This is a genomic window from Streptomyces sp. NPDC001568 (assembly GCF_042893755.1).
Taxonomy (GTDB): Bacteria; Actinomycetota; Actinomycetes; order Streptomycetales; family Streptomycetaceae; genus Streptomyces.
Window position 1 is genome coordinate 357810 of sequence record NZ_JBIAVF010000006.1, and the last position, 21251, is coordinate 379060.

17 protein-coding genes, 1 pseudogene and 1 riboswitch are annotated in these 21251 nt (G+C 74.9%); of the genes and pseudogenes, 10 read left to right on the plus strand and 8 right to left on the minus strand.

Annotated features, from left to right (window positions below; genetic code table 11):
* Positions 1 to 49 precede the first annotated feature (49 nt).
* The 4 genes from ACFY0I_RS14015 (at position 50) to ACFY0I_RS14030 (ending at position 4437) form a co-directional block, all read left to right on the plus strand.
* Complete coding sequence (locus ACFY0I_RS14015) at positions 50 to 1087, plus strand: hypothetical protein (RefSeq protein WP_388894242.1); 1038 nt, start codon at positions 50 to 52, stop codon at positions 1085 to 1087.
* Positions 1084 to 1647 (plus strand): toxin-antitoxin system, toxin component, encoded by a 564-nt coding sequence (locus ACFY0I_RS14020; RefSeq protein WP_388894245.1) that lies wholly within the window; start codon positions 1084 to 1086, stop codon positions 1645 to 1647. The genes ACFY0I_RS14015 and ACFY0I_RS14020 overlap by 4 nt, the downstream gene beginning before the upstream one ends.
* Positions 1648 to 1738: 91 nt before the next feature.
* The gene (locus ACFY0I_RS14025) at positions 1739 to 3241 is read left to right on the plus strand and encodes an NAD(P)/FAD-dependent oxidoreductase (RefSeq protein WP_388894248.1); all 1503 of its coding nucleotides are present in this window, start codon (positions 1739 to 1741) and stop codon (positions 3239 to 3241) included.
* Positions 3238 to 4437: an MAB_1171c family putative transporter gene (locus ACFY0I_RS14030; protein ID WP_388894251.1), complete on the plus strand. Its 1200-nt coding sequence runs from the start codon at positions 3238 to 3240 to the stop codon at positions 4435 to 4437. Before ACFY0I_RS14025 ends, ACFY0I_RS14030 begins: the two co-directional genes overlap by 4 nt.
* A 124-nt stretch (positions 4438 to 4561) precedes the next feature.
* On the opposite strand, the gene ACFY0I_RS14035 is transcribed toward ACFY0I_RS14030, so the two are convergent.
* On the minus strand, positions 4562 to 5431 hold the full coding sequence (locus ACFY0I_RS14035) for a bifunctional 5,10-methylenetetrahydrofolate dehydrogenase/5,10-methenyltetrahydrofolate cyclohydrolase (protein WP_388894254.1): 870 nt from the start codon (positions 5429 to 5431) through the stop codon (positions 4562 to 4564).
* 27 nt (positions 5432 to 5458) lie between these two features.
* Positions 5459 to 5551: riboswitch (ZMP/ZTP riboswitch) on the minus strand.
* Positions 5552 to 5608: 57 nt separating this feature from the next.
* Between ACFY0I_RS14035 and ACFY0I_RS14040 the strand changes: the two genes are divergently transcribed.
* Together ACFY0I_RS14040 and ACFY0I_RS14045 are read left to right on the plus strand one after the other, a co-directional pair.
* Entirely contained in the window at positions 5609 to 6370 is a 762-nt protein-coding gene (locus tag ACFY0I_RS14040) for a methyltransferase domain-containing protein (protein ID WP_388894257.1), read from the plus strand.
* Between the two features lie 237 nt (positions 6371 to 6607).
* Positions 6608 to 8182 carry an RNA polymerase sigma factor gene (locus tag ACFY0I_RS14045; protein ID WP_388894260.1) on the plus strand — a complete coding sequence of 525 codons (1575 nt, stop codon included), beginning with the start codon at positions 6608 to 6610 and terminating at the stop codon, positions 8180 to 8182.
* Positions 8183 to 8305: 123 nt separating this feature from the next.
* On the opposite strand, the gene ACFY0I_RS14050 is transcribed toward ACFY0I_RS14045, so the two are convergent.
* From ACFY0I_RS14050 to ACFY0I_RS14060, 3 genes are all read right to left on the minus strand, one after another.
* Positions 8306 to 9718: an amino acid permease gene (locus tag ACFY0I_RS14050; protein WP_388894263.1), complete on the minus strand. Its 1413-nt coding sequence runs from the start codon at positions 9716 to 9718 to the stop codon at positions 8306 to 8308.
* Positions 9719 to 9793: 75 nt separating this feature from the next.
* Positions 9794 to 11863 (minus strand): phage holin family protein, encoded by a 2070-nt coding sequence (locus ACFY0I_RS14055; protein WP_388894449.1) that lies wholly within the window; start codon positions 11861 to 11863, stop codon positions 9794 to 9796.
* Positions 11864 to 12065: 202 nt separating this feature from the next.
* Positions 12066 to 12470, minus strand: coding sequence for a hypothetical protein (locus ACFY0I_RS14060; protein WP_388894265.1), 405 nt, complete (start codon positions 12468 to 12470; stop codon positions 12066 to 12068).
* Positions 12471 to 12618: 148 nt separating this feature from the next.
* Here ACFY0I_RS14060 and ACFY0I_RS14065 point away from each other — a divergent pair, with 148 nt between their 5' ends.
* Both ACFY0I_RS14065 and ACFY0I_RS14070 read left to right on the plus strand, forming a co-directional pair.
* On the plus strand, positions 12619 to 13395 hold the full coding sequence (locus ACFY0I_RS14065; RefSeq protein ID WP_388894268.1) for an MBL fold metallo-hydrolase: 777 nt from the start codon (positions 12619 to 12621) through the stop codon (positions 13393 to 13395).
* Positions 13392 to 14018 carry a DedA family protein gene (locus ACFY0I_RS14070; RefSeq protein WP_388894271.1) on the plus strand — a complete coding sequence of 209 codons (627 nt, stop codon included), beginning with the start codon at positions 13392 to 13394 and terminating at the stop codon, positions 14016 to 14018. Before ACFY0I_RS14065 ends, ACFY0I_RS14070 begins: the two co-directional genes overlap by 4 nt.
* Positions 14019 to 14122: 104 nt before the next feature.
* On the opposite strand, the gene ACFY0I_RS14075 is transcribed toward ACFY0I_RS14070, so the two are convergent.
* From ACFY0I_RS14075 to ACFY0I_RS14085, 3 genes are read right to left on the minus strand one after another with little or no spacing between them, the layout of a single operon-like run.
* Complete coding sequence (locus ACFY0I_RS14075) at positions 14123 to 15532, minus strand: amidase (RefSeq protein ID WP_388894274.1); 1410 nt, start codon at positions 15530 to 15532, stop codon at positions 14123 to 14125.
* Positions 15519 to 16247, minus strand: coding sequence for a formylglycine-generating enzyme family protein (locus ACFY0I_RS14080; protein WP_388894277.1), 729 nt, complete (start codon positions 16245 to 16247; stop codon positions 15519 to 15521). The genes ACFY0I_RS14075 and ACFY0I_RS14080 overlap by 14 nt, the downstream gene beginning before the upstream one ends.
* A 42-nt stretch (positions 16248 to 16289) precedes the next feature.
* A complete protein-coding gene (locus ACFY0I_RS14085) occupies positions 16290 to 17549 on the minus strand; it encodes an aminotransferase class I/II-fold pyridoxal phosphate-dependent enzyme (protein ID WP_388894451.1) in 1260 nt (419 codons plus the stop codon).
* 256 nt (positions 17550 to 17805) lie between these two features.
* Here ACFY0I_RS14085 and ACFY0I_RS14090 point away from each other — a divergent pair, with 256 nt between their 5' ends.
* Positions 17806 to 18663 carry a class I SAM-dependent methyltransferase gene (locus ACFY0I_RS14090; RefSeq protein WP_388894280.1) on the plus strand — a complete coding sequence of 286 codons (858 nt, stop codon included), beginning with the start codon at positions 17806 to 17808 and terminating at the stop codon, positions 18661 to 18663.
* Between the two features lie 19 nt (positions 18664 to 18682).
* Positions 18683 to 19216 (plus strand): annotated as a pseudogene (locus ACFY0I_RS14095) (LysR substrate-binding domain-containing protein); the annotation flags it as partial.
* Between the two features lie 7 nt (positions 19217 to 19223).
* Here ACFY0I_RS14095 and ACFY0I_RS14100 read toward each other — a convergent pair.
* Positions 19224 to 21221: a DUF5107 domain-containing protein gene (locus ACFY0I_RS14100; protein ID WP_388894283.1), complete on the minus strand. Its 1998-nt coding sequence runs from the start codon at positions 21219 to 21221 to the stop codon at positions 19224 to 19226.
* Positions 21222 to 21251: the final 30 nt, after the last annotated feature.

Here is a 21251-nt window from a genome sequence, read left to right on the forward strand (position 1 = left end):
ACGGAGTCCGTTCACTCGAACGTCCTGTCGACTTACGGAGGGCTTCCCGGTGCGAGCCCCCGCCCGACCCGACCTCAGCGCGGCCTGGGACCGTGTGGCGGAACTGGCCGGGCAGTGCGGTCAGGATCCCGCCGAAGTGCTGTCCGTGGAACGGCTCGCGCATCTGTCCGGGGTCGAACCGGCCATGATTCCGGGGGTGGTGACCGGCACAGCGGTCGAAGTACCCCTGGAGCGACGGGTGCACGGGCGGTTCCTGCGGCTGCGGGCCACCCGCCGCGACAAGCACGGCCGGGAGTGGTCCCTCGCCGCCATCGCCGAGGACTTCGACGCCCCCGGCGCCTCCCTCGGTCCGCTCAACGCGGGCACCGGACTGCCCCGGCTCGGCCACGCGGCCGGTGTGCAGCGGTTCTTCGGGGTGTACGCCGGTTTCCTGCTGGCCGACAGCAAGAGCGCGGTGGAGCGGGCCCTGGCCACCGCGGCCCCGGACGGTCCCGCCGCCGCGGACGACCTCGACCACCTCTCGTACCTCAGCGGCCTCACCCCGCGGGCCATCCGCCTCACCCTCGACGGGAACCCGCCGAGGCTGCCGCTGCGCGAACAAGTACGGCTGCGGTTCGAGCACTTGCGCCGGACCCGACCGCGCGCGGACGGCCAACCCCACTCCCTGACGGCCATCGCCGGGTCCTTCGACGCCTCCGGCCAGTCCCTGACCCGGCTCACCCGCGGCGAGGGGCTGCCCAACCTCGCCGCGGCTGCCGGGATCCAGCGCTTCTACGGCGTGGAGGGCGGCTTCCTGATGGCCGGCGACGCCGAGGCGCTGGCCGGCGTACTGGGCTGCATCGAGGGCGAGTTGCGGTCCGGTGGGGCGGACGGCACGAACGGGGAGAACCCCATGCTCTCGGTGCTGCGCGCCCATGACGTACGGAGCATCGTCACGCGCGCCGGACGGCTCTCCCCGGCGGGCTGGAAGTCCCTCGCGGACTACCTGGACGAACTCCTCGCGCGCGAGGGCCGACCGGCGCCCCGCGTACCCGCGCCCGGAGCCGGTCCCGGGCCGACGGAACCCGACGGGGAGAAGGCGTCATGAGGACCAGCCGGACCATGCGGAGCCTCGGCGCCGCGCTGCTGGCCGATGTGCGCCCGGTGGCGCCCTCCGACGTCGACCGGCTCATCGGCGCGCTCTGCTCCGCGTTCGCGCGCCGCCGGGGCGGCCGGCCACTGGAGTTCCGCCTGGTTCCCTTTCCGCCCGACACCGCGAGCGGCCTGTGGTTGGAGCTGGAGGACCGGGACCTGCTCGTCATCGAGGCCCGCACCCGGCCCGAACACCAGCTCGTCATCGCCTGCCACGAGCTGTGGCACGTCCACGAGGGCACCTGCGACGCGCACGGCCCCGGCATGGCGGTCGCCGCCCGCCTGGCGGCCCCCCACGGCGGTCTCGTGGAGTTGCTGCGCGCGGATGCGCCGCTGGGCCGGGTGGTCCGGCAGGCCGCCGCCCGCGCCGACCGGGAGGATCCCGCGGAGATCCGGGCCGAGACCTTCGGCCTGTACCTCGGCATGCTCCTCAAGGCCTTCCTTCCGCCGACCCGACAGGAGCAGTTCCCGGAGGAGATCGAGCGCATCAACACCTCGCTCGGATGGGGCCGTTGAGCCGCCCCGCACGGCGTCGCCGTCCTGGCCGCCCGCCGTTCCCCAGCTTCGCCGCCCGCCCTCCGCGCGGCCTGACAGAGAGCACCACACGATGACCCAGTCCACCCCGCCCCGCCACGCCGTCGTCATCGGCGGCGGCCTGGCCGGCCTCCTCGCGGCCGCCGTACTCGCCGAGTACGCGACGGTCACGATCGTCGACGCCGATGGGGCGTCCGACGGCCCGCGGCCCCGGCGCGGCCTCCCACAGGCGCGGCACGCCCACGTCCTGTGGTCGGGCGGGGCGCGCGCGATCGAGGCCATCCTGCCGGGCATCGGCGCGCAGTGGACGGCGGCCGGCGCGATCCGCCGCGGCCTGCCCACGGACCTGGTCGTCATGACGGCGCGGGGCTGGCTCCCCCGGTGCGGCGAGAAGCAATTCGGTGTCTCCTGCAGCCGGGACCTGCTCGACTCCGTGGTCCGGAACCGGGTCACCGCGCTCCCGGGGGTCACCACCCTCCGGCGGAGCCGCGTACGGAGCCTGGAGGGGACGGCCGACCGGATCACCGGCGTCCGCGTCGACACCCCCGACGAGGAGGGGCGGTTCGTGGCGGCCGATCTCGTCGTCGACGCCGGGGGTCGTGGCTCCCGGGCCCTGAGCCGGCTGGCGGCGGTCGGCGTGAGCGGCATCCGGCGCTCCGAGGTCGACTCCGGGCTGGTCTGCGCGACGCGCCTGTTCGAGGCTCCGGAGGGGGCGCACGAGCTGGGCTTCCCGATCGTCAGCGTGCAGGCCGACCCGCGGGTCCCCGTACCCGGGCGGACCGCGACGATCGTGCCGATCGAGAACGGCCTGTGGCAGGCCACCCTGTCCGGCACCCGGGGCGGCCGTCCCACCGACGACCCCGATGCCTTCCTCCCGTTCGCCAGGGCCGCGCGGCACCCGATCGTCGGCGACCTCCTGGCGGGCCGCGAGCCGCTGAGCGACGTCGTCGTCACGCAGGACACCGCGAACCGGCGGATCCACTTCGAGCAGGCCGACCTGCCCGACGGGTTCTTCGCCGTCGGCGACTGCGTCGCCACCTTCAACCCGCTCTACGGGCACGGCATGACGGTCGCCGCCCGCGGCCTGCTCGCCGTCCGCGCCCTGCTGCGCGCCGGCGGCCTCGCCCGGCCCGGCTTCGGCAACGCCGCCCAGCGCGCGCTCGCCCGGCAGGTCGCCACCGCGTGGGAACTGGCCACCTCGCAGGACATCCGGTATCCCGGGGCGACCGGCCCCAGGCCCGGGCCCGGCGCGGTGCTCCTCGACGCGTACGTGGGCCGGCTCATGACCGGGGCCACCACCCAGGAGCCGCTGACCGCCGCGTTCCTGGAGGTCATCACCCTGACCGGCCCGCCCACCCGCCGGCTGCGCCCCGAGGTCTTCCGGCGGGTGCTGCGGGCCTCCCCGCGGGGCGCCCTCAAGGCCCCGCCGCTGACCGCCGCCGAACGGACCGTCGCCGGGCTCGACGGGTCCGACGGATCGGGCGGAGCACGCGGAACGGGCGGAGCGGACGGAAGGGGCGGGACCCGGGGGCGGGGCCTGGGAGCCGACCCGGACCCGGCCGGCCGCTCCCGGTGAGGGAGGACCTCGCCCTGTACTGCGCGGGGTCGGTCATGGTCCTGGCCCTGCTGATCAAGGCCCCCGCGCTGCGCCGGAACTGGGACCAACCGCTGATGCGGGCCGTCTGCGCGCTGCTGGTGGTCGGCTGCCTGCTCACCTTCCTGGCGGCGCCGGCGTCGCTGGCAGCGGTCAACGAGGTCACCGGCGTGGTGAACTGCGCCGCACCGCTCGTCTACGGCTTCCTCACCGCGTTCTCGGGGGCCTCGGTCGTCCTGATCCTGCACTGGGCCGGGGGCCCGGCGGCCGACGTCCGGCGGGCCACGCGCGTGACGGTGTGGGCGTTCGGCACCGTGTGCGCCCTGATCGTCGCCCTGTTCGTGATCGGCGACGCGCCGGTGGAACGGCTGCGGGACCTGGACACGTACTACGCGAACACCCCGTGGCTGCGCGAGATGATCGTCTGCTACCTGCTGGCGCACACCGTGGGCAGTACGGCGCTGAGCGTGCTCTGCCTCAAGTGGACGCTGCGCGTGGACCCCGCGCTGCGGCCGTTGCGCTCGGGGCTCGCGCTGCTGATGCTCGGCGGGCTGATGGACCTCGGGTACCTCGCCGCGAAGTGGGCCGCGGTGGGCGCGCGCTGGGCCGGGCGGGACTGGGACTTCCTGTCCACGTACGCGGCCCCGCCGATGGCCTCGGCGGCGGCGCTGCTGGTGGGGTCGGGGTTCCTCGTGCCGATGCTCGGCGGGTCGGCGCTCTGGCGGGACTTCAGCCAGTACCGGCGGCTGCGCCCGCTGTGGAAGGCCCTGCGCGGGTTCGCCTCCCGGAGCGTGACGACGGTGCCGCTGACCTGGTGGTCCCCGGTCGGGATCCGGCTGATCCACCGCGAGTCGGTCATCGACGACGGGCTACTGGCCCTCGCGCACTGGCTCGACCCCGCCGTACGGTCCGCCGCCTACGACGCCGCTCGCGGCCAGGGCCTCGACGGGCCGGCCGCCGCCGTGGTGGCGGACGCCGCCATGCTCGCCGCCGCCTGCCGGCACCGGGCGGCCGCCGAGCGGGCGGCCGGCGGGGGCGCCCCGGCCTGCGCCGGCCCGGACGGACCGGCCCCGTACCGGCTCGGCGGGCAGCCGCTGGCTCCGCTGGCCAGGGAGTTCCGTCGCTCCCCCGTCGTCGCGGCGGCCCGCCGCGCGGCGACCGCGCCCGCCCCGGCCTGAACGGACCGTACGCGCGGGGTGGGGTCCGTTCGGGCCGGGACCGGGACCGGAAGGGCTGAACGCCCCGGACCGCGGGGGTCCGGGGCGTTCGCCGCACGCCGAAGGCCGTCGTGCGCGGCAGCGGTCAGAGCTCCGCGAGGTCCAGCCCGGCCTGCGCGGCGGCGGCCCGCACGGTCTGCTCCAGCAGGACGGCGATGGTCATCGGGCCGACGCCGCCGGGCACGGGGGTGATCAGGGAGGCGCGGGCGGCGGCCGACTCGAAGTGGACGTCGCCGACGTTGCCCTCGTTGTATCCGGCGTCCAGTACGACCGCGCCCGGCTTGATGTCCTCGCCGCGGATGAACTCGGCCTTGCCGACGGCGGCGACCAGGACGTCCGCCTGTCGCACGATCGAGGGCAGGTCGACGGTGCGGGAGTGGCAGTAGGTGACCGTGGCGTTGCGCTCCAGCAGCAGCATGCCGGCCGGCTTGCCGAGGATGGCGCTGCGGCCGACGACGACGGCGTGCTTGCCGGTGAGGTCCACGTCGTAGGCCTCCAGCAGGCGCATGATGCCGCCGGGGGTGCAGGAGACGAAGCCGGGCAGGCCGAAGCCCATGGCGGCGAAGGAGTGCATGGTGACGCCGTCGACGTCCTTGCCGGGGGCGATGGCCTCGAAGGCGGCGCGCTCGTCGATGTGGTGCGGGACGGGGTGCTGCAGCAGGATGCCGCTGATCCGCGGGTCCGCCGAGAGTTCATTGAGGGCGGCGACCAGTTCCTCGGTGGTGGTCGCGGCCGGCAGTTCCACGTGGCGGGAGGTGATGCCGGCCTTGGCGCAACGGTTCTGCTTCATGCGCACGTAGGTGACCGAGGCCGGGTCCTCGCCGACGAGGACGGTGGCCAGGCAGGGGGCGGTGCCGGTGCGCTCGGTGATCTTCGCCGCGAGGGCGGCGGTCCGCTCCGAGATGCGGCGGGCGACGGCGGTGCCGTCCATCAGCTGGGCAGTGGCAGTCGTCATGGGATCTCCTGAACGTCGCTGCGGATCGCGGTTCGCCCAGGCGCGCGGCAGTCGACGTACGACGTACGCCGGGCCGCTCCCCGGTGGTGATCCACCCGAACGCCAGTCACGGCCCGCCGCCCACTGTAGTCGACTTATCCACTGGTTCCTCGGCGCCGGAGCTGGGACGATCGAGACATGACGCGCACTTTCGACCATCTCGTCGCCGAGGCCGAATCCGTGTCCGTGGACGGCTGGGACTTCTCCTGGCTCGACGGGCGGGCGACCGAGCAGCGGCCCTCCTGGGGCTACCAGGGGCTCCTCGGTGAACGCCTGGCCCGGGTGCGCTCCGCCCTGGACATCCAGACCGGCGGTGGTGAGGTGCTCGCGGGATCGGGGCCGCTGCCGCCGCTGATGGCGGCCACCGAATCGTGGCCGCCGAACATCGAGAAGGCGACCCGTCTGCTGCACCCCCTGGGCGCGGTGGTGGTCGCGGACACCGACGAGCCTCCGCTGCCCTTCGGCGACGGGGCCTTCGAGCTGGTCACCAGTCGACACCCGGTGACCATCTGGTGGGACGAGATCGCCCGGGTACTGACGCCGGGCGGCGCCTACCTCTCCCAGCAGGTCGGCCCGGCGAGCGTCTTCGAGCTCGTCGAGTACTTCCTCGGCCCACAGCCGGATCACGTCCGGCGCGGCCGGCACCCCGACGACGCGGTCGCCGACGCCACGAAGGCGGGCCTCGAAGTGATCGATCTGCGTTCCGAACGACTGCGGACGGAGTTCCATGACATCGGAGCCGTGATCTACTTTCTACGGAAGGTGATCTGGATGGTGCCCGGCTTCACGGTCGGGCAGTACCGGGACCGGCTGCGCGAGCTCCACGAACGGATCGAACGCGAGGGCCCGTTCGTCGCGCATACCGCCCGTTTCCTCATCGAAGCCCGCAAAACGGACTGAGAGGAGGGCCTACGGAAAGGCGTTCGCGGAGCGGACGGATCTTCGCCGGATCGGTTGCGCGGCCACAGCGTGGCGCAGGTCACTCAATTCAGCGCGTAACGAATCGACTCGGGCATGCGATGAACCGACAGGTGTCCTCGCGCGGCCCCGGAATACAGACCCCCCTCGGGTCTGTTTCCCGAGTTCGCGCGATGATGTCCCGCTCACCCCTTATCTGTTCGCAACGAGAGGCTCCTTGTGTCGCTCAGCCCGTCCCGTACGTTCCCTCCGGAGATCGCCGAATCGGAGGCCCTCGTCGCGCTCGTCGAGCGCGGCCGCGAGCAGGGTCACATCAACGGTGACGACGTGCGCCAGGCCTTCGAGGCCGGCCGCATCCCGGTGGACCAGTGGAAGCGGGTCCTGCGCAGCCTGAACCAGGTCCTGGACGAGGAGGGCGTCGCCCTCCACGTCAGCGCCGCCCCCGCCACCAAGGCTCCCGCGAAGAAGCCCCGCAAGGCGGCCGCGGCCCCGGCCCGCACCGTGACCAAGAAGGCAGCCGCCGCGCCGCGCCCCATCGGCGCGCGCAAGACGGCGGCCCCGGCCACCGCGGCGGCGATATCCGCTTCGCCGGCCGGCGCCGAGGAGGAGGTGGCGGCCGATGCCGCCGCCGAGCCCAAGAAGCGCACGGTCAAGAAGACCGCCGCCAAGAAGGCGACGGCGACCAAGAAGACCGCCGCCGGCAAGAAGGGCGCGAAGGACTCCGACGAGGGCGAGACCCCCGCCGCCGAGGGCGAGGACTGGGCAGCCGAGGACCTCGCCGACGAGCCCGAGGAGGAGGCCCCCAAGACCGGCGGCACCCAGGGCTTCGTCCTGTCCGACGACGACGAGGACGACGCCCCGGCGCAGACGGTCATGGTGGCCGGTGCCACCGCCGACCCCGTCAAGGACTACCTGAAGCTCATCGGCAAGGTGCCGCTCCTCAACGCCGAGCAGGAGGTCGAACTCGCCAAGCGCATCGAGGCGGGTCTGTTCTCCGAGTACAAGCTCGAAGAGGAGGAGGACCACAAGCCCGCGTTCAAGCGCGAGCTGGAGATCCTCGTCGAGGACGGCCGGCGTGCCAAGAACCACCTGCTGGAGGCCAACCTCCGCCTCGTGGTCTCCCTGGCCAAGCGCTACACCGGCCGCGGCATGCTCTTCCTGGACCTGATCCAGGAGGGCAACGTCGGTCTGATCCGCGCGGTGGAGAAGTTCGACTACACCAAGGGCTTCAAGTTCTCCACGTACGCGACCTGGTGGATCAGGCAGGCGATCACGCGTGCCATGGCCGACCAGTCGCGCACCATCCGCATCCCCGTGCACATGGTCGAGATCATCAACAAGCTCGCCCGCGTGCAGCGCCAGATGCTCCAGGACCTCGGCCGGGAGCCCACTCCGGAGGAGCTGGGCAAGGAACTCGACATGACCCCCGAGAAGGTCATCGAGGTCCAGAAGTACGGTCGTGAGCCGATCTCCCTGCACACCCCGCTGGGTGAGGAGGGCGACAGCGAGTTCGGTGACCTCATCGAGGACTCCGAGGCGGTCGTGCCGGCCGACGCGGTGTCGTTCACCTTCCTCCAGGAGCAGCTCCAGTCGATCCTGGGGACGCTCTCCGAGCGCGAGGCGGGCGTGGTGTCCATGCGCTACGGCCTCAACGACGGCCAGCCCAAGACCCTCGACGAGATCGGCCGCGTGTACGGGGTCACCCGTGAGCGCATCCGCCAGATCGAGTCGAAGACCATGTCGAAGCTGCGCCACCCGTCGCGTTCGCAGGTGCTGCGCGACTACCTCGACTAAACCGTCGAGGAGCCCCGGGCGTGCCGGAACACCGGCCCCCGGGGCGGGCACGGCACGACGACACCCCGGGGATCCGGCGCGAGCCCGCGCGGATCCCCGGGGTGTCGTCGTGTTCGGCCCCGGTCAGGCAGCGGTGCCGGTCGCGCGGCGGCGGGCTGCCATCAGGGCGTGCACGAGGACGCCCGCGAAGAGGAACAGCACGCCCTGGTAGACGGCCGCGTAGCCGGAGCCCGCGACCAGCCACATGGAGAAGCCGAAGGCCAGGCAGGCCATGACGGCGTCGCGGACCAGGCGACCCCGCGCGACCTCGTCGGCCCGCCCCGAGGCGAGGAAGTACAGCTGCGCGGCGGTGGAGAGCAGGTAGGGGACGGTCGCGGTGAAGGTGGTGACCAGGACCAGCACCTCGAAGACGCCCTCGGAGCCGGCCGTGTAGTTGTAGACCGTGAGGCCGGAGGCGAGGGCCACGGTGACCAGGACGCCCACCACGGGGACGCCGCGCCGCTTGACCGCGAAGGCCTTCGGGAAGAGCCCGTCCTTGGCGGCCGCGTACGGGGTCTGCGCGCTGAGCAGCGTCCAGCCGTTGAGGGCGCCCAGCATCGAGACCACGGCGGCGCAGGCGACGAGCGTGCCGCCCCAGGTGCCGCCGAACATGGCGTTGACGGCGTCGCTGAAGGGGGCCTGCGAGGAGATCAGCTCGTCGTGGGAGACCAGGCCGAACACGGCGAGGGTGCCGAGCAGGTAGACGACGGCGGCGCCCGTGGTGCCGAGGACGGTGGCGCGGCCGACATTGCGGGCCGGATCGCGGACCTCGCCGGCGCTGACGGCGGCGGACTCGACGCCGAGGTAGCTGAAGAGGAGGATCGCGGCGGAGGCGGAGACGGCTCCGACGGCGCTCTGGTCACCGGCCCGGAAGGGGCCGAGGTTGGCCGGGTCGAAGAAGAACAGCCCGCCGACGGCGACCAGCAGCAGGGGCGCGAGTTTCAGTACGGTGGCCACGACCTGGACGGCGCCCACGTACCGGGTGCCGGCCAGGTTGGCGAGGGCGGGCAGCCACTGCACGGTGAGGGCCGCCAGGCACATGGACCACTTGTGGTCCCCGATCGCGGGGAACAGCACAGCGAGGTAGCCGACGGCCGCCACCGCGAGGGCGGCGTTCGAGACCCACGCCGTGATCCAGTAGCTGTAGGCGGCGAGGAAGCCCGCGAAGTCACCGAACGCGGCGCGGACGTAGACGTACGGGCCTCCGGTGCGCGGGTGTCGTTCGGCGAGGCGGCCGAAGACCAGGGCGAGGGAGATCGCGCCGAGGGTCAGGACGGCGAAGGCGACCAGGCTGATGGTGCCGAAGGGCGCCACCGAGGCCGGGAGCAGGAAGATCCCGCCGCCGATGATGTTGCCCATGACCAGGCAGAGGGCCACCGGGAGGCCGAAGCGGCGGGCGTGCGGGCCACCATCGCCCGGGACGCTGGAGTCCGTGGGGTCCGTGATCTCTGCGGGGCCCGTGGCCCCGGCGATGGTCGGGGCTGCGGTGCTGGTCATCGGTGGTGCGCCTCGGAATGTCTCACATGCTGGTCAGGACGCCCCATGGTCGGGCACCGTGAACTCCGTACCAAATCACCGGGTTTCGTCCGGTGCGGGCACCCCTGCGGAAGGAAAGGCTCCGCCCGGTTCGGGCTCAGGCCGGGGATCCTCCGTCGGGCGGTCGGTGAGCGGAACCTGGGGGCCGTCCGCCTCCCGGAGCCAGCGGCGCAGGACGACGTGCACCGCTTCGGCCCCCACCAGCTCCCGACCCGGATCGGACAGGTCGATGGGCCACATCAGGAACGGGCGCGCCTGCTCCCCGCCCAGGCCGCCGTGCGAGCCGATCTGTTCCTCGAAGGCGTGCACGGCCCCGCTCGCCGGGTCGTACGCCGAGTTGACCATGATGTCGGCCACGTGCGGGAAGGAGTCCGTCCGGCGGACCGCCTCGGCCGCGCCCGGGCCGAACGGCGCGAGCAGCTCCTCCGCCGCGCCCGGGACGTCGAGCCGCGCCGAGGCGCCGTCCGGGCCCAGCACCTCGCCGTCCACCAGCAGGAAGCCGACCCCGGGGTGGTTGGCCAGGGTGGCCAGCAGGGCGGGGTGGGCCCGCTCGATCGCCCGGCGCGTGGCCCGCCCGGGCAGGTCCGGGAAGGAGATCAACGCGAGGTTGCCCGAGGCCAGCACCACCGGGTCGGAGCCCGCCGGCGTCCCTGCCTCCTCACCCTCGTCCTCCGGTCGGTGCAGGGCCGCCAGCACGGCCGCGCGGGCCTCGGCCCCGCTGCGCGTGCCGCCGGCCCGCCGGGAGACCGGCAGTCCGCAGCCCGCCCGGACGAGGTCCTTCAGCGTGAGCCCGTACCGGCCCAGGAAGGTCTCCCCCGGGCTCTGGCCGTGGTCGGAGAGCAGCACGAAGCGGTAGCCGCGCGGGGCGTGCTCGGCTGCCCGGGCGATCAGCGCGAGGCTCCGGTCCAGCCGGGCCAGTACCCGGTCGGTGTCCCCGCCGTGCGGGCCCGAGTGGTGGGCGACCTCGTCGTACGCGACGAGGTCGGCGTAGACGGCGGCGCGGCCCGCCAGGACGTCCCCCATCACCGCCGCGACGACCACGTCCCGCTCGATCACCGTCGCGAAGGCCCGGATCACCGGGTACAGGCCGCCGCGCGCCACCCTCGGCTCGGTCCGGCGGGCCCGGGAGCGCAGCGACTGACCGATCTCACGGCCCACCTCGGCGGTGAAGGACAGGGCGGTGCGGACGGCGTTGGCCGGATCGGCGAAGTACGCGAAGTAGCCCGCGCGGGAGCGGTTGTCGCGTCCCCGTCGGGCGGCGACGGACAGCACCAGCGCCAGTTGGTCGGCCCCGCCGCCGAACAGGTTGCCCCGGCTGGCGCCGTCGAGGGTGAGCAGCCCGGCGTCCCCGGTACGGCGCACGGCCCGGCGCTGGAGTTCGGCGGCGCTCGTGGGCCGGTTGCAGACCATCACCTCGCCGGTGTCCTTCTCGTACCAGCGGAAGGCCGGTACGTCGAAGTTGGAGCCGTGCAGGATGCCGAGCTGGCTGGCGCCGGTCTGGCTGGACCAGTCCGTGCGCCAGGGGGCGAGGCGGTGGCTGCGCTCCAGCCAGTCCGCCACCGTCGGCATCAGGCCGTCCGCGGCGGCCCGGCGCAGCACCTCGTACCCGACGCCGTCGAGCTGGAGGAAGACCACCCCGGGTGCGGCCTCGGCCGCACCGGGCGAGGCCGTGCGGCGCTGGCGGCGGCGCCTGCGGTCGGCGAGCCGGTACAGCCGCCGGCGGTACGCCTCGTCGTCGCGGACCGCGAGGGCGGTGGAGGTGGCGGAGGCCACCGCGGACATCACCGCGGCGACGACGACGGCCGTCTCGGGGGCGGCGGCGCCGCGGCCGTCCGGGATCAGGCTGAGCGCCATCAGCAGGATCGAGCCGTTGAGGAAGAACACGAGCAGCCCGAGGACCAGTGCGGGCACCAGCAGGAGCGCCCGTACGATCACCGGCCACACCAGCGCGCTCAGCAGGCCGAAGGCCCCGGCGCCCCAGGCGGCGGTCAGTCCGATCCGGGTGATGCTGTCGCTGTCGGAGGACTGGAGGCGGAAGTCGGGCAGGATCCCGGCGAGGACGAGCATGGTGAGCGTGGACACCGCCCACACGATCACCACCCGCATCAGCGCACCGCCCGCGGCCCGCCACCGCCAACGCCCTCGCCCCACGCCCGTTCTCCGTCCCTCGCGTCCCGGGCCGCGCCCCGCCGGCGGCCCCCCGGCCAGCGTCGCACAGGCGGTGGGGCGGTGCGCCGGACACGGGTGACGCACGGACGTACGGCGGGTGGTGGATGGCGCAGCCGTGGCGGGCAGGCGGGGAGGAGACCTAGGTTCCGTCGTAGCCGGCCGTGGGCATGGAGAGCCGGCGGTGCACCTCGGCCTTCATCGCCGAGGTGTACTGCGGCTCGTCGAGCCCGGCGGTCTCCAGCCGTACGCCGCGCCGTTCGCACTCGGCGGCGAACTCCTCGACCGAGCTCAGCGCCCGGGCCAGGACCCGCCGGTTGGGGGCGACGAACAGGTCGATCCGGCCGTCGTCAACGTCGCACCACAGTCCGCAGTGGTCGGCCCGCAACCCGTAGAACAGCAGGTGTCGGGTGACCACGTAGCCCCGGTCGGCGGCCCAGCGCCCGCACATCGCGTGCTGGCTCCGGGTGTCCACGGCGAAGGGATCGGTGTCGAGTTCCTCGAGCGGGGCCAGGCTGGCGATCGCGGCCACGCGCAGCTCATCCATGGCGCCCGACCCTACTCCGATCCGGGCCCGCGCAGGAGGGGACCGCGAGGATCGGGTCGCGGGATCCCGGCCCGGGAGGTCGCGTCCGCGCGGATCCCCGCGGGCACCCCTAAGCTCGGGAGGGGGTCGAGGGAGGGAGAGGGTCGCAGTGGCGGTCGAGATCACCTGGTGGGGGCACGCGACGTGCACGGTGCGGGACTCGGGGGTGCGGCTGCTGACCGACCCGTTGTTCGCCCGGCGGTTCGCGCACCTGCGGCGGCGGCGCGGGGCGCTGCCCCCGCCCGAGGCGGCCCGGGCGGACGTGGTGCTGGTGTCGCACCTGCACTCCGACCACCTGCACCTGCCGTCGCTGGCCCGCGTGCCGCGCGGAACCCGGCTGCTGGTGCCGCGCGGGGCGCGCCGGGCGGTGCCGGGCCTGGAGCGGCTCGCGGAGCTGCGTGACCTGGTGGTGGCGGAGGTGGCCCCGGGCGACGAGGTCGCCGTACGGGACGACGTACGGGTACGGGTGGTCAGCGCGCGGCACGACGGGCGGCGGCTGCCGTTCGGACCGCACCGGTCGCCCGCGCTCGGGTACGTGGTCGAGGGCGCGTCGCGGACGTACTTCGCCGGGGACACGGGCCTGTTCGACACGATGGCCGAGGAGGTCGGGCCGGTGGACGTGGCGCTGCTGCCCGTCGGCGGCTGGGGCCCGTACCTGGGGCCGGGGCACCTGGACGCGGAGCGGGCGGCGAGGGCGCTGGCGGACCTGGCTCCCGCGGCGGCGGTGCCGGTGCACTACGGGACGTACTGGCCGATCGGCATGGACGCGGTGCGTCCGCACGAGTTCCACGCGCCGGGTGAGGAGTTCGCGCGGCACGCTCGTCGGCTCGCGCCGAAGGTGACGGTACGGGTGCCGGCCCACGGGGAGCGGGTGCGGCTGCCGTGATCCCGTGGCGGGAGGCGGCCCTGGCCGCCGGTCAGGTGCCGCAGGAGAGCGCTCAACAGGCGGTCGGCTATCCGGCGTTGTTCGTGCTGGTGGCGCTGGGCGCGCTGGTGCCGGTGATCCCGACGGGGGCGCTGGTGAGTACGGCGGCCGTGGTGGCGTTCCACCACCAGGCGCTGCCGTTCGGGCTGTTGCTGGTGTTCGGGGTTTCCGCGTCGGCGGCGTTCCTAGGGGACGTCGCGCTGTACTGGTTGGGGCGGCGCGGGGTGCATTCGCGGGGCGGCTCGCGCTGGCTGGAGTCGCTGCGCGGCCGGGCCGCACCGGACCGGCTGGAGCGGGCGCAGGCGAAGCTCGACGAGAACGGCGTGATGGTGCTGGTGCTGTCGCGGCTGGTCCCGGCCGGCCGGATCCCGGTGATGCTGGCCTGCCTGTTGGCCGGGATGCCGCTGCGGCGCTTCGCCCGGGGCGACGCCCCGGCCTGCCTCGCCTGGGCGGCCACGTACGGGCTGATCGGGATCCTGGGCGGCTCGCTGTTCTCCGAGCCCTGGAAGGGCGTGGCGCTGGCCGTCGGCGTCACGCTCCTGATCAGCGCGGGCCCGGCCGTGTGGCGGCGGGCCCGGCGGTAGGCCGTCTCCTTCGGATCCTGTCGGTCGAGCCCCGGACGGGGAGGGCCCGGCAGGATCCGCACGAGACGGTCCTGGTCGCCCCCGGTCGGCCTACCGCGGCGGGGTCAGGAGCCGGGGGTCCGGTGGGCCCACGGGCGGGCGGCCTCGAGTTGCGCGGCGACCTGGAGGACGGTGGTCTCCTCGTGTTCCCTGCCGACCAGTTGGACGGCGAGCGGGAGCCCGTCCGAGCCGAAGCCGGCCGGGACGGAGGCCGCAGGGTGACCGGTGACGTTCCACAGGGCGGTGTAGGCGATCATCGGGAGCGAGCGAACCATCGCGCCGACCGTGCCCACCCCGTCCAGGGCTCCGACGCGCCGGGGCCGGGCGGCCAAGGTCGGGGTGAGCAGCAGGTCGGCCCCGGCGAAGCAGCGATCGGCCCGCTCCGCCAGCCGCTCCCCCGCGCGAACGGCCCGTTCCACCACGGCCCCGGGCGCCAGCCGGGCGAGGCGCAGCGTGCCGCGGGTGCGCCGCTCCAGGAGCTCCGGCCGTTCCACGGCCGCCGCCTCGGCCCGGACGCCCCCGCAGAACTGCGCCGCGAAGGCCGCCGTGGTGTCGGGGTAGCGGGGGTCCACCTCCCGTACGTCGTGCCCGAGTTCGCGCAGGATCCGTACGGTGTCGTCGAGCGCGGCGACGTGTTCGGGGTGCGGGCGCACGCCGGGGACCGCGGGGACGGCCGAGTACCCGATCCGCAGCCTGCCGGGTTCGGTGGAAGCGGCGTGGACGAAGCTCGTCCGGGCGGGTCGCGCCGTCCAGCGGTCCCCTTCGGCCGGGCCGCTGAGGACGTCGTACAGCAGGGCGCTGTCCAGCACCGTGCGGGTCAGCGGTCCGATGGTGCCGAGGGCGTACCAGAGGTGCGGGTGCGGGGCGGTGGGGACGCGGCCGCGCTGCGGTTTGAGGCCGAACAGGCCGCAGCAGGCGGCCGGGATCCGGATCGAGCCGCCGCCGTCCCCGCCGAGCGCCGCGCCGGCCAGACCGGCGGCGACGGCGGCGGCGCTGCCCCCGCTGGATCCGCCGGTGGTGCGCGTCGGGTTCCAGGGGTTGCGGGCGTAGCCGTGCGCGGCCGACTCCGTGAACGGCCACTGGCCGAACTCCGGCATCGTGGTCTTTCCGATGATCACCGCTCCGGCGGCTCGGAGCCGCCGGACGGCCTCGGCGTCGTGCGGGGCCGGTGCCAGGTTGGCGGCGCCGCCGAAGGTGGTCACCTCCCCGGCGACGTCCAGCTCGTCCTTGATCGCGACGGGGACGCCGAGCAGCGGTCCGGCCGCGCCGGGTCCGCCCGCCGCGAGGGCCGCGTCGCGGGCGTCCGCCTCGGCCAGGGCGCGCTCCCCGAGCAGTACGCGGAAGGCCCCGAGGCGGTCGAGCCGTTCGGCCCGGCGCAGCGTCGCCTCCACGAGCCGGCGCGCCGACACCTTGCCGGCGCGTACGAGTTCGGCCTGCCGGGCGGAGCCCAGGAACACCAGCTCACGGTCGTCCATCGGTTTCCTCTCCGTCCTGTGCGGTGCTGCCCGCGGTCGGGGTCGGGGGCATGGACCGGGCCACGCGGAAGCCGACGTCCTCGACCCGGAAGCTCGGGTGGCTGCGGCGGCGCGCGGAGGCCCGGCAGCTCCAGTGCTCGTCGAACCAGCCGCCGCCGCGCAGCACCCGGTAGTCGCCGTAGACCTCGGCGTCGTAGACGTCCCAGCACCAGTTCCAGACGTTGCCGATCATGTCGTACAGGCCCCACGCGTTGGGGAGCCTGCCGCCCACCTCGTGGACGCGTTCGTCCGAGTTGCCGCGGTACCAGGCGATCTCGTCGAGGGGACCGTAGTGCGGTCCGGTGGTGCCGGCCCGGCAGGCGTGTTCCCATTCGGCCTCGGTGGGCAGCCGGTACCCGTCGGCGGATCCGTCGAATTCGACGCTCCGGCCGTCGGGGTGGAAGCGGTGGACGGGCGCCAGGCCCTCGCCCTCCGACAGCGCGTCGCAGAACCGGACGGCGTCCCACCAGGACACGCTCTCGACGGGCAGTCGGTCGCCCCGGGCCGCGGCGGGGCGCAGCCCCGTGACCTCCGCGTACCGGTCCTGGGTGACGGGCAGGGCCGCGATCCGGTACGGCGCGAGGTCCACGGCCCAGCTGCGCCGCGTCCTGCGGTCCGACAGGGTGACCCGCCCCGGCGGGACGGCGATCATCCCGGGTTCCGCACTCGCGTCCATGAACAGGGGATCCTACGACACCAGTTCGGGGACGGGCGGCGGTCAGTCCGCCAGCTCGGCGAGGACCGAGCCGAGCCCGTCCAGCGCCGCCCGGACGTGCGGCAGGCCCAGCGGGTCCGGGGACTCCAGCGCGGCCAGTCGTTGCCGCGGGTCGCCGCCCAGCAGCGGTCCGGTCGCGAGGCGGACCCGCAGCGCGCCCAGGTCGTCCGCGAAGCGCTGGCCGCCGGGGGTCGCAGCGTCCAGCCGGGCGCCGAGCCAGTCCTCCAGCTCCATGGCGTCGCCCACCCCGTGCCGGGCCAGGCCGGCACGCAGCGGCGTCAGGTCGGCGTACAGGTGCCGGCCGGCCTCCGGGGGCCGGGCGAACGCCCCGGCGGCCAGCAGCACCCGGTGTGCGGCGGCGGCGACCGAACCGTGCAGGGCGGCGGCCGCGCGGGCCCGCGCGGTGACCGCGTCGGGCTCGTCCAGGGCGTGGGCGGCGGCCCCGGCGACGGGGCCCGCGATCAGGGCGCCGGTGGCGGTGAGGATGTCCAGGGTCCGGGCGCGCAGCCAGGTGCCGCGCGGGGTGCCGGGCAGGCGCAGGACGGCGGCGGGCCAACCGCCGGGCAGTAGCGCTCCGGAGAGGTCGACGAGGACGGCCGCCTGGTCGGGGAGCATCTCGGCGGGGCTCAGGACGAGGGTGTCGCGGGGCCGGTGGACGGTGTCGCGCCAGCTCTCGTCGCTGACCACGAACAGTCCGGCGGACTCCGCGGCCTCGCAGGCCTCCCGGAGCAGTTCGGGCGGTGGCACGGTCCCGGTCGGGTCGTCGGCCACGGACAGCAGCAGCACGCGCGGGTCGCCGCCCTCGGCGCGGACCCTCCGTACGGTTTCCAGCAGGGCGTACGGGTCGGGTACGCCGCCGCACTCGGCGGGGGTCGGCACGTGGTAGGCACGCCGTCCCAGCAGTCGGACCTGAGGGGTCCACCAGGCGGGACAGGGGCGGGGCAGCAACACGTCGCCGCCGTACGCGCCGAGCAGCGCCAGCAGCAGCGCGGGGGCGCCGGGCCCGGCGGCCACGTTCTCGGGGGCGGTGGCGAGCCCGCGGCGGGCCCAGTGCCGGCAGGCGGCCTCGCGTACGGGCTCCCCGCCACCCGGCGGTTCGGGGGCGGCCCGGTCCGCGGCGGCGGCGAGGGCGGCGGTCAGCTCGGGGAGGGCGGGCAGACCGGGTTCCGGGGCGGGGGGGCCGTACCGGACGGGCCCGCGTCCCACGGACACCGGACCCCAGGCCCGGGCGGTGCCCAGGCCGTGCGTCGTCCCCTCGGCCATCCCCGCCACCGCGTCCACCTTCCGCCGCCGCCGACCAGCCCCCCGTCCCTGCCCTTTATACGGCTGTTCGGGCTACCTCGCCCGTCGGCCGGCCCACCGACCTCCCCACGCGGGAGTTGCCCCACATCTCCCGCCGCGCCTTCGACCCGTTCCCTTGCCGCACATGCATCGTGTCCACATGTCAAAACGCAGGTCTCACATACCGGCCCGATCCCCTACCGTGATCAACGACGCTTCGACGAAGAGGGGTTCCGCCATGAACGACGCCACCCACACCACCGACGCCCACGCGCCCGACGCCGCCCGCGAGACGGCCGTCTACACGCACGGCCATCACGAGTCGGTGCTGCGCTCCCACCGCTGGCGCACCGCCGCCAACTCGGCCGCCTACCTGACCGGGGAACTGCGCCCGGGCATGCGGGTACTGGACGTGGGCTGCGGACCCGGCACCATCACGGCGGACCTGGCCCTGCTGGTCGCCCCCGGTGGCCGCGTGACCGCCGTGGACGCGGCGGCGGACGTGGTCGAGCAGGCCCGCGCCCACGCCGTCGAACGCGGCCTGGCCGGGTCGATCGACTTCGGTACGGCGGACGTCCACGCCCTGGACTTCCCCGACGACTCCTTCGACGTGGTCCATGCCCACCAGGTGCTGCAACACGTCGGCGACCCGGTACGGGCCCTGCGCGAGATGCGCCGCGTGTGTAGGCCGGGCGGCATCGTGGCCGTGCGCGACGCCGACTACGCGGCGATGACCTGGTACCCGGCGACCCCGGGCCTGGAGGAGTGGCTGGACCTGTACCGGCGGGTGGCCCGGGCCAACGGGGGCGAGCCCGACGCCGGCCGCCGCCTGCTGTCGTGGGCCCGCGCGGCGGACTTCGCGGAGATCACCGCCTCCGCGACGGCCTGGTGCTACGCCACGGCCGAGGAGATCGCCTGGTGGTCCTCCCTGTGGGCGGACCGTACGACGGCTTCCGCCTACGCGGCCATCGCCACGGACGGCGGCCACGCCACCCGCGCCGACCTGGACGCCGCCGCCCACGCCTGGCACACCTGGGGCGAGGCCCCGGACGCCTGGTTCTCCGTCCTGAACGGCGAACTGATCTGCCGCGGCTAGCGCTCCGCCCGGCGTCGCCCTCCGGTTCCTGGGCGAGGGCCCGCAGGACGTCCCGTTCCTCCGCGAGGGCCTGGCCGACCTGGAGCTCGGCGACGTCATCGACCCCGCCCCGGAGACCCGGAGGGAGCCGCTCCTGGCGGACCGCTTCGGGGGCGTCCTCCGGGTCGGTCACCCCCTGCTGGACCGCGCGGTCACCGTCGATCGGTTCGCCGCCGCCGACCACCTCACCTACTCGCGCCGCGGCCGGTTCACCGGCCCGATCGACACGCCGCCGGCCGAACAGGGCCGCGCCCGCCGGGTGGTGGCCGTCCACCCGACGTGCGCCTCGGCCCTGCCGGCCCTGCTCGACACCGACCTCGTCGGCCTCCTCGGGGACCGCGTGCACTCGGCGACGGCTCGCCGGTTCGGGCTGGTCACCTTCCCCGTCCCGCTCGACCTGCCGACCCTGGAGCTGTCCCTGGCCCGGCACCCCCGGTACGCGGCCGACCCCGACCACACCCGGCTGCGCCGCCCGGTGGCCGAGGTCGTCCGGGCCGAACTCGGCCCGGCGTGAGGTCCTCTCAGGCCGACCCCACCGGGCCCTCGCCGCCCGGCGGGCGCACGCGGAAGTCGTACGCGGGCGGCAGCGGGGCGTCCGTCAGCTCGGCCCAGAGTTCGGACAGGGCCTCCTCGCCCTCGCGGAGGTCGGCGAGTTCGAAGCCGTCCTCGAAGAGCCGGCGGGCCGCGCCGACGTGGCCCTCCGCCGCCAGCAGCCGGGCGGCGAGCAGCCGGAACCGGCCCTGCTCGCGCAGCGTCGGGCGGAGCCCGTCCCACACCTCCCGCGCGGCGGCCGGCCGGCCCGCGGCGAGCAGCGCGGTCATCGCCTCCCGGCCCAGGGCGGATTCGGCGGCGGTCCAGGCCTCGCCGCCCCGGCTCTGCGCGACCAGGTCGGCGAAGGCCTCGGCGTACCGGTCGGCGGCCCGCAGCGGATCCCCGGCCAGGGCGTCGGCCACCGCGAGGCAGCGCAGCAGGGGCCAGCGGGAGGGGGCCAGGGCCAGGCCGCGTTCCCAACTCCGCACGGCCTGGGCCACGTCACCGGCGTGCCACTGGGCGACGCCGAGGTGGTACTCGGTGAGCGGGTCGGCGGGGGCCGTCTCCAGCATGTCCCGCCAGTGCCCGGCGACGAGGGCCTCCCCGGGCGGGGCCGCCTTGCGCGGCGCGGGCAGCACTCCCGTGCGCCACAGCCTCAGCCAGGGTTCCTGGGCGGCGCCGAGGGTGGATTCCTCGAAGGGGGTGCCGGGCAGGGTGTGGCCCGCGCACAGCACCTCCAGGGCGCCCCAGCCGGAGCCGGTGGCGATCCGCTCCCCCGGTTCGGTGTCGGCGCGGGCCCGCCACGCCTTGTGGGCGGCGTCGAGGGTCGCGGCCGGCAGGACGTCGTCCAGGGCTTCGGCGGCGGCCCCCCGGGCCGCCGCCCAGTCGGCGCCGTGCACCCGTGCGGGGTCGGCGCGCAGCGGCCCGTAGGCCTCCAACCAGCTGAACTCGGCCCCGGGTTCGAGGCGTACGTGTTCCAGCTGGGTGCGGGCCAGGCCGGCCTGGATCTCGGCGTAGCCGCCGGCGCCGGGCCGGGTCAGCCACTCCTGCCAGCGCCGGCCGCCCGCTCCGGAGCCCCACACGAACAGCTTGCGGCCGCGCAGCCGGGCGGTGGAGGCCTGCGCCAGCCCGTACCCGTCGGCGTCGAGGGAGGCGATCCAGGGCCGGTTCGCGTCCGCGTCGCGCACCTCGTAGAAGAAGTCGGCCGGGTACTCGCTGCGCAGCGGGTAGCTGCGGTCCTCCCCCTCCCAGACGGGTACGGGGACACGGCGCAGGGAGCGCTCGTGGCCGTGGTGCCAGGCTTCGTCGGCGGGGGCGAGGACGCGACTGCCCGGCTCCTCGGGGACGGCGGTGTTCGACCACCAGTACACGGGCGCGGGGCGTTCGTGCGGGTTGCGGACGCGGACGCCGACGTGCAGGAACTCCGAGTCGGCGGGGAGCCACAGGTCCACCTGGAACGGCAGGTCGCGCAGCCGTTCCCATTCCCACATCCGCAGCATCACGCCCCCGTCGGGTGCGGGGACGGGCGCGGCGTGCAGCGGTGAGCAGGACAGGGTGGTGTGTCCGGTGGCGCCGATGTTCCATTCGATGCCGCCGGAGAACCAGGCTCCGTTGAGGGCGAGGTTGGCGGGCTGGAACACCGGGTTGCGGTGGAGCAGTTCGCGGCCGGTCGGCAGGTGGACCAGGGAGTGGATCCGGCCGCCGAGTTCGGGCAGCACCGTGACGCGCAGCAGGCCGTTGTCGATGACGACCGATGCGAACTCGCGCTCCGCGCGCTCGCGTCCGTACCCGTCGCGGACCGGGACGGGCAGGAGCGAGCGCAGCGGTTCGTACCCGATCTGGCGGGCCATGTCGCGCGGCAGCCCGTCGCGCGCGCGTGCGTCCGGTACGTGCACCCCGTCGGGTGCGCGCAGGGCGGGGAGGGGGTTGTCGGGACCCAACGGGGCTGCGGGAAGGGTCAGCAGGGCACGTCGGACGGTGGTGGCCATGGGGAAATGGAACACGCCGGCGCGGCCGGT

Bases quoted from the DNA above. Each gene is read 5' to 3' on its own strand.
- ACFY0I_RS14020 (WP_388894245.1), top strand. From the start codon at position 1,084: ATGAGGACCAGCCGGACCATGCGGAGCCTCGGCGCCGCGCTGCTGGCC.
- ACFY0I_RS14025 (WP_388894248.1), top strand. From the start codon at position 1,739: ATGACCCAGTCCACCCCGCCCCGCCACGCCGTCGTCATCGGCGGCGGC.
- ACFY0I_RS14035 (WP_388894254.1), bottom strand. From the start codon at position 5,431: ATGACGACTGCCACTGCCCAGCTGATGGACGGCACCGCCGTCGCCCGC.
- ACFY0I_RS14040 (WP_388894257.1), top strand. From the start codon at position 5,609: ATGACGCGCACTTTCGACCATCTCGTCGCCGAGGCCGAATCCGTGTCC.
- ACFY0I_RS14050 (WP_388894263.1), bottom strand. From the start codon at position 9,718: ATGACCAGCACCGCAGCCCCGACCATCGCCGGGGCCACGGGCCCCGCA.
- ACFY0I_RS14055 (WP_388894449.1), bottom strand. From the start codon at position 11,863: ATGCGGGTGGTGATCGTGTGGGCGGTGTCCACGCTCACCATGCTCGTC.
- ACFY0I_RS14060 (WP_388894265.1), bottom strand. From the start codon at position 12,470: ATGGATGAGCTGCGCGTGGCCGCGATCGCCAGCCTGGCCCCGCTCGAG.
- ACFY0I_RS14075 (WP_388894274.1), bottom strand. From the start codon at position 15,532: ATGGACGACCGTGAGCTGGTGTTCCTGGGCTCCGCCCGGCAGGCCGAA.
- ACFY0I_RS14080 (WP_388894277.1), bottom strand. From the start codon at position 16,247: ATGGACGCGAGTGCGGAACCCGGGATGATCGCCGTCCCGCCGGGGCGG.
- ACFY0I_RS14085 (WP_388894451.1), bottom strand. From the start codon at position 17,549: ATGGCCGAGGGGACGACGCACGGCCTGGGCACCGCCCGGGCCTGGGGT.
- ACFY0I_RS14090 (WP_388894280.1), top strand. From the start codon at position 17,806: ATGAACGACGCCACCCACACCACCGACGCCCACGCGCCCGACGCCGCC.
- ACFY0I_RS14100 (WP_388894283.1), bottom strand. From the start codon at position 21,221: ATGGCCACCACCGTCCGACGTGCCCTGCTGACCCTTCCCGCAGCCCCG.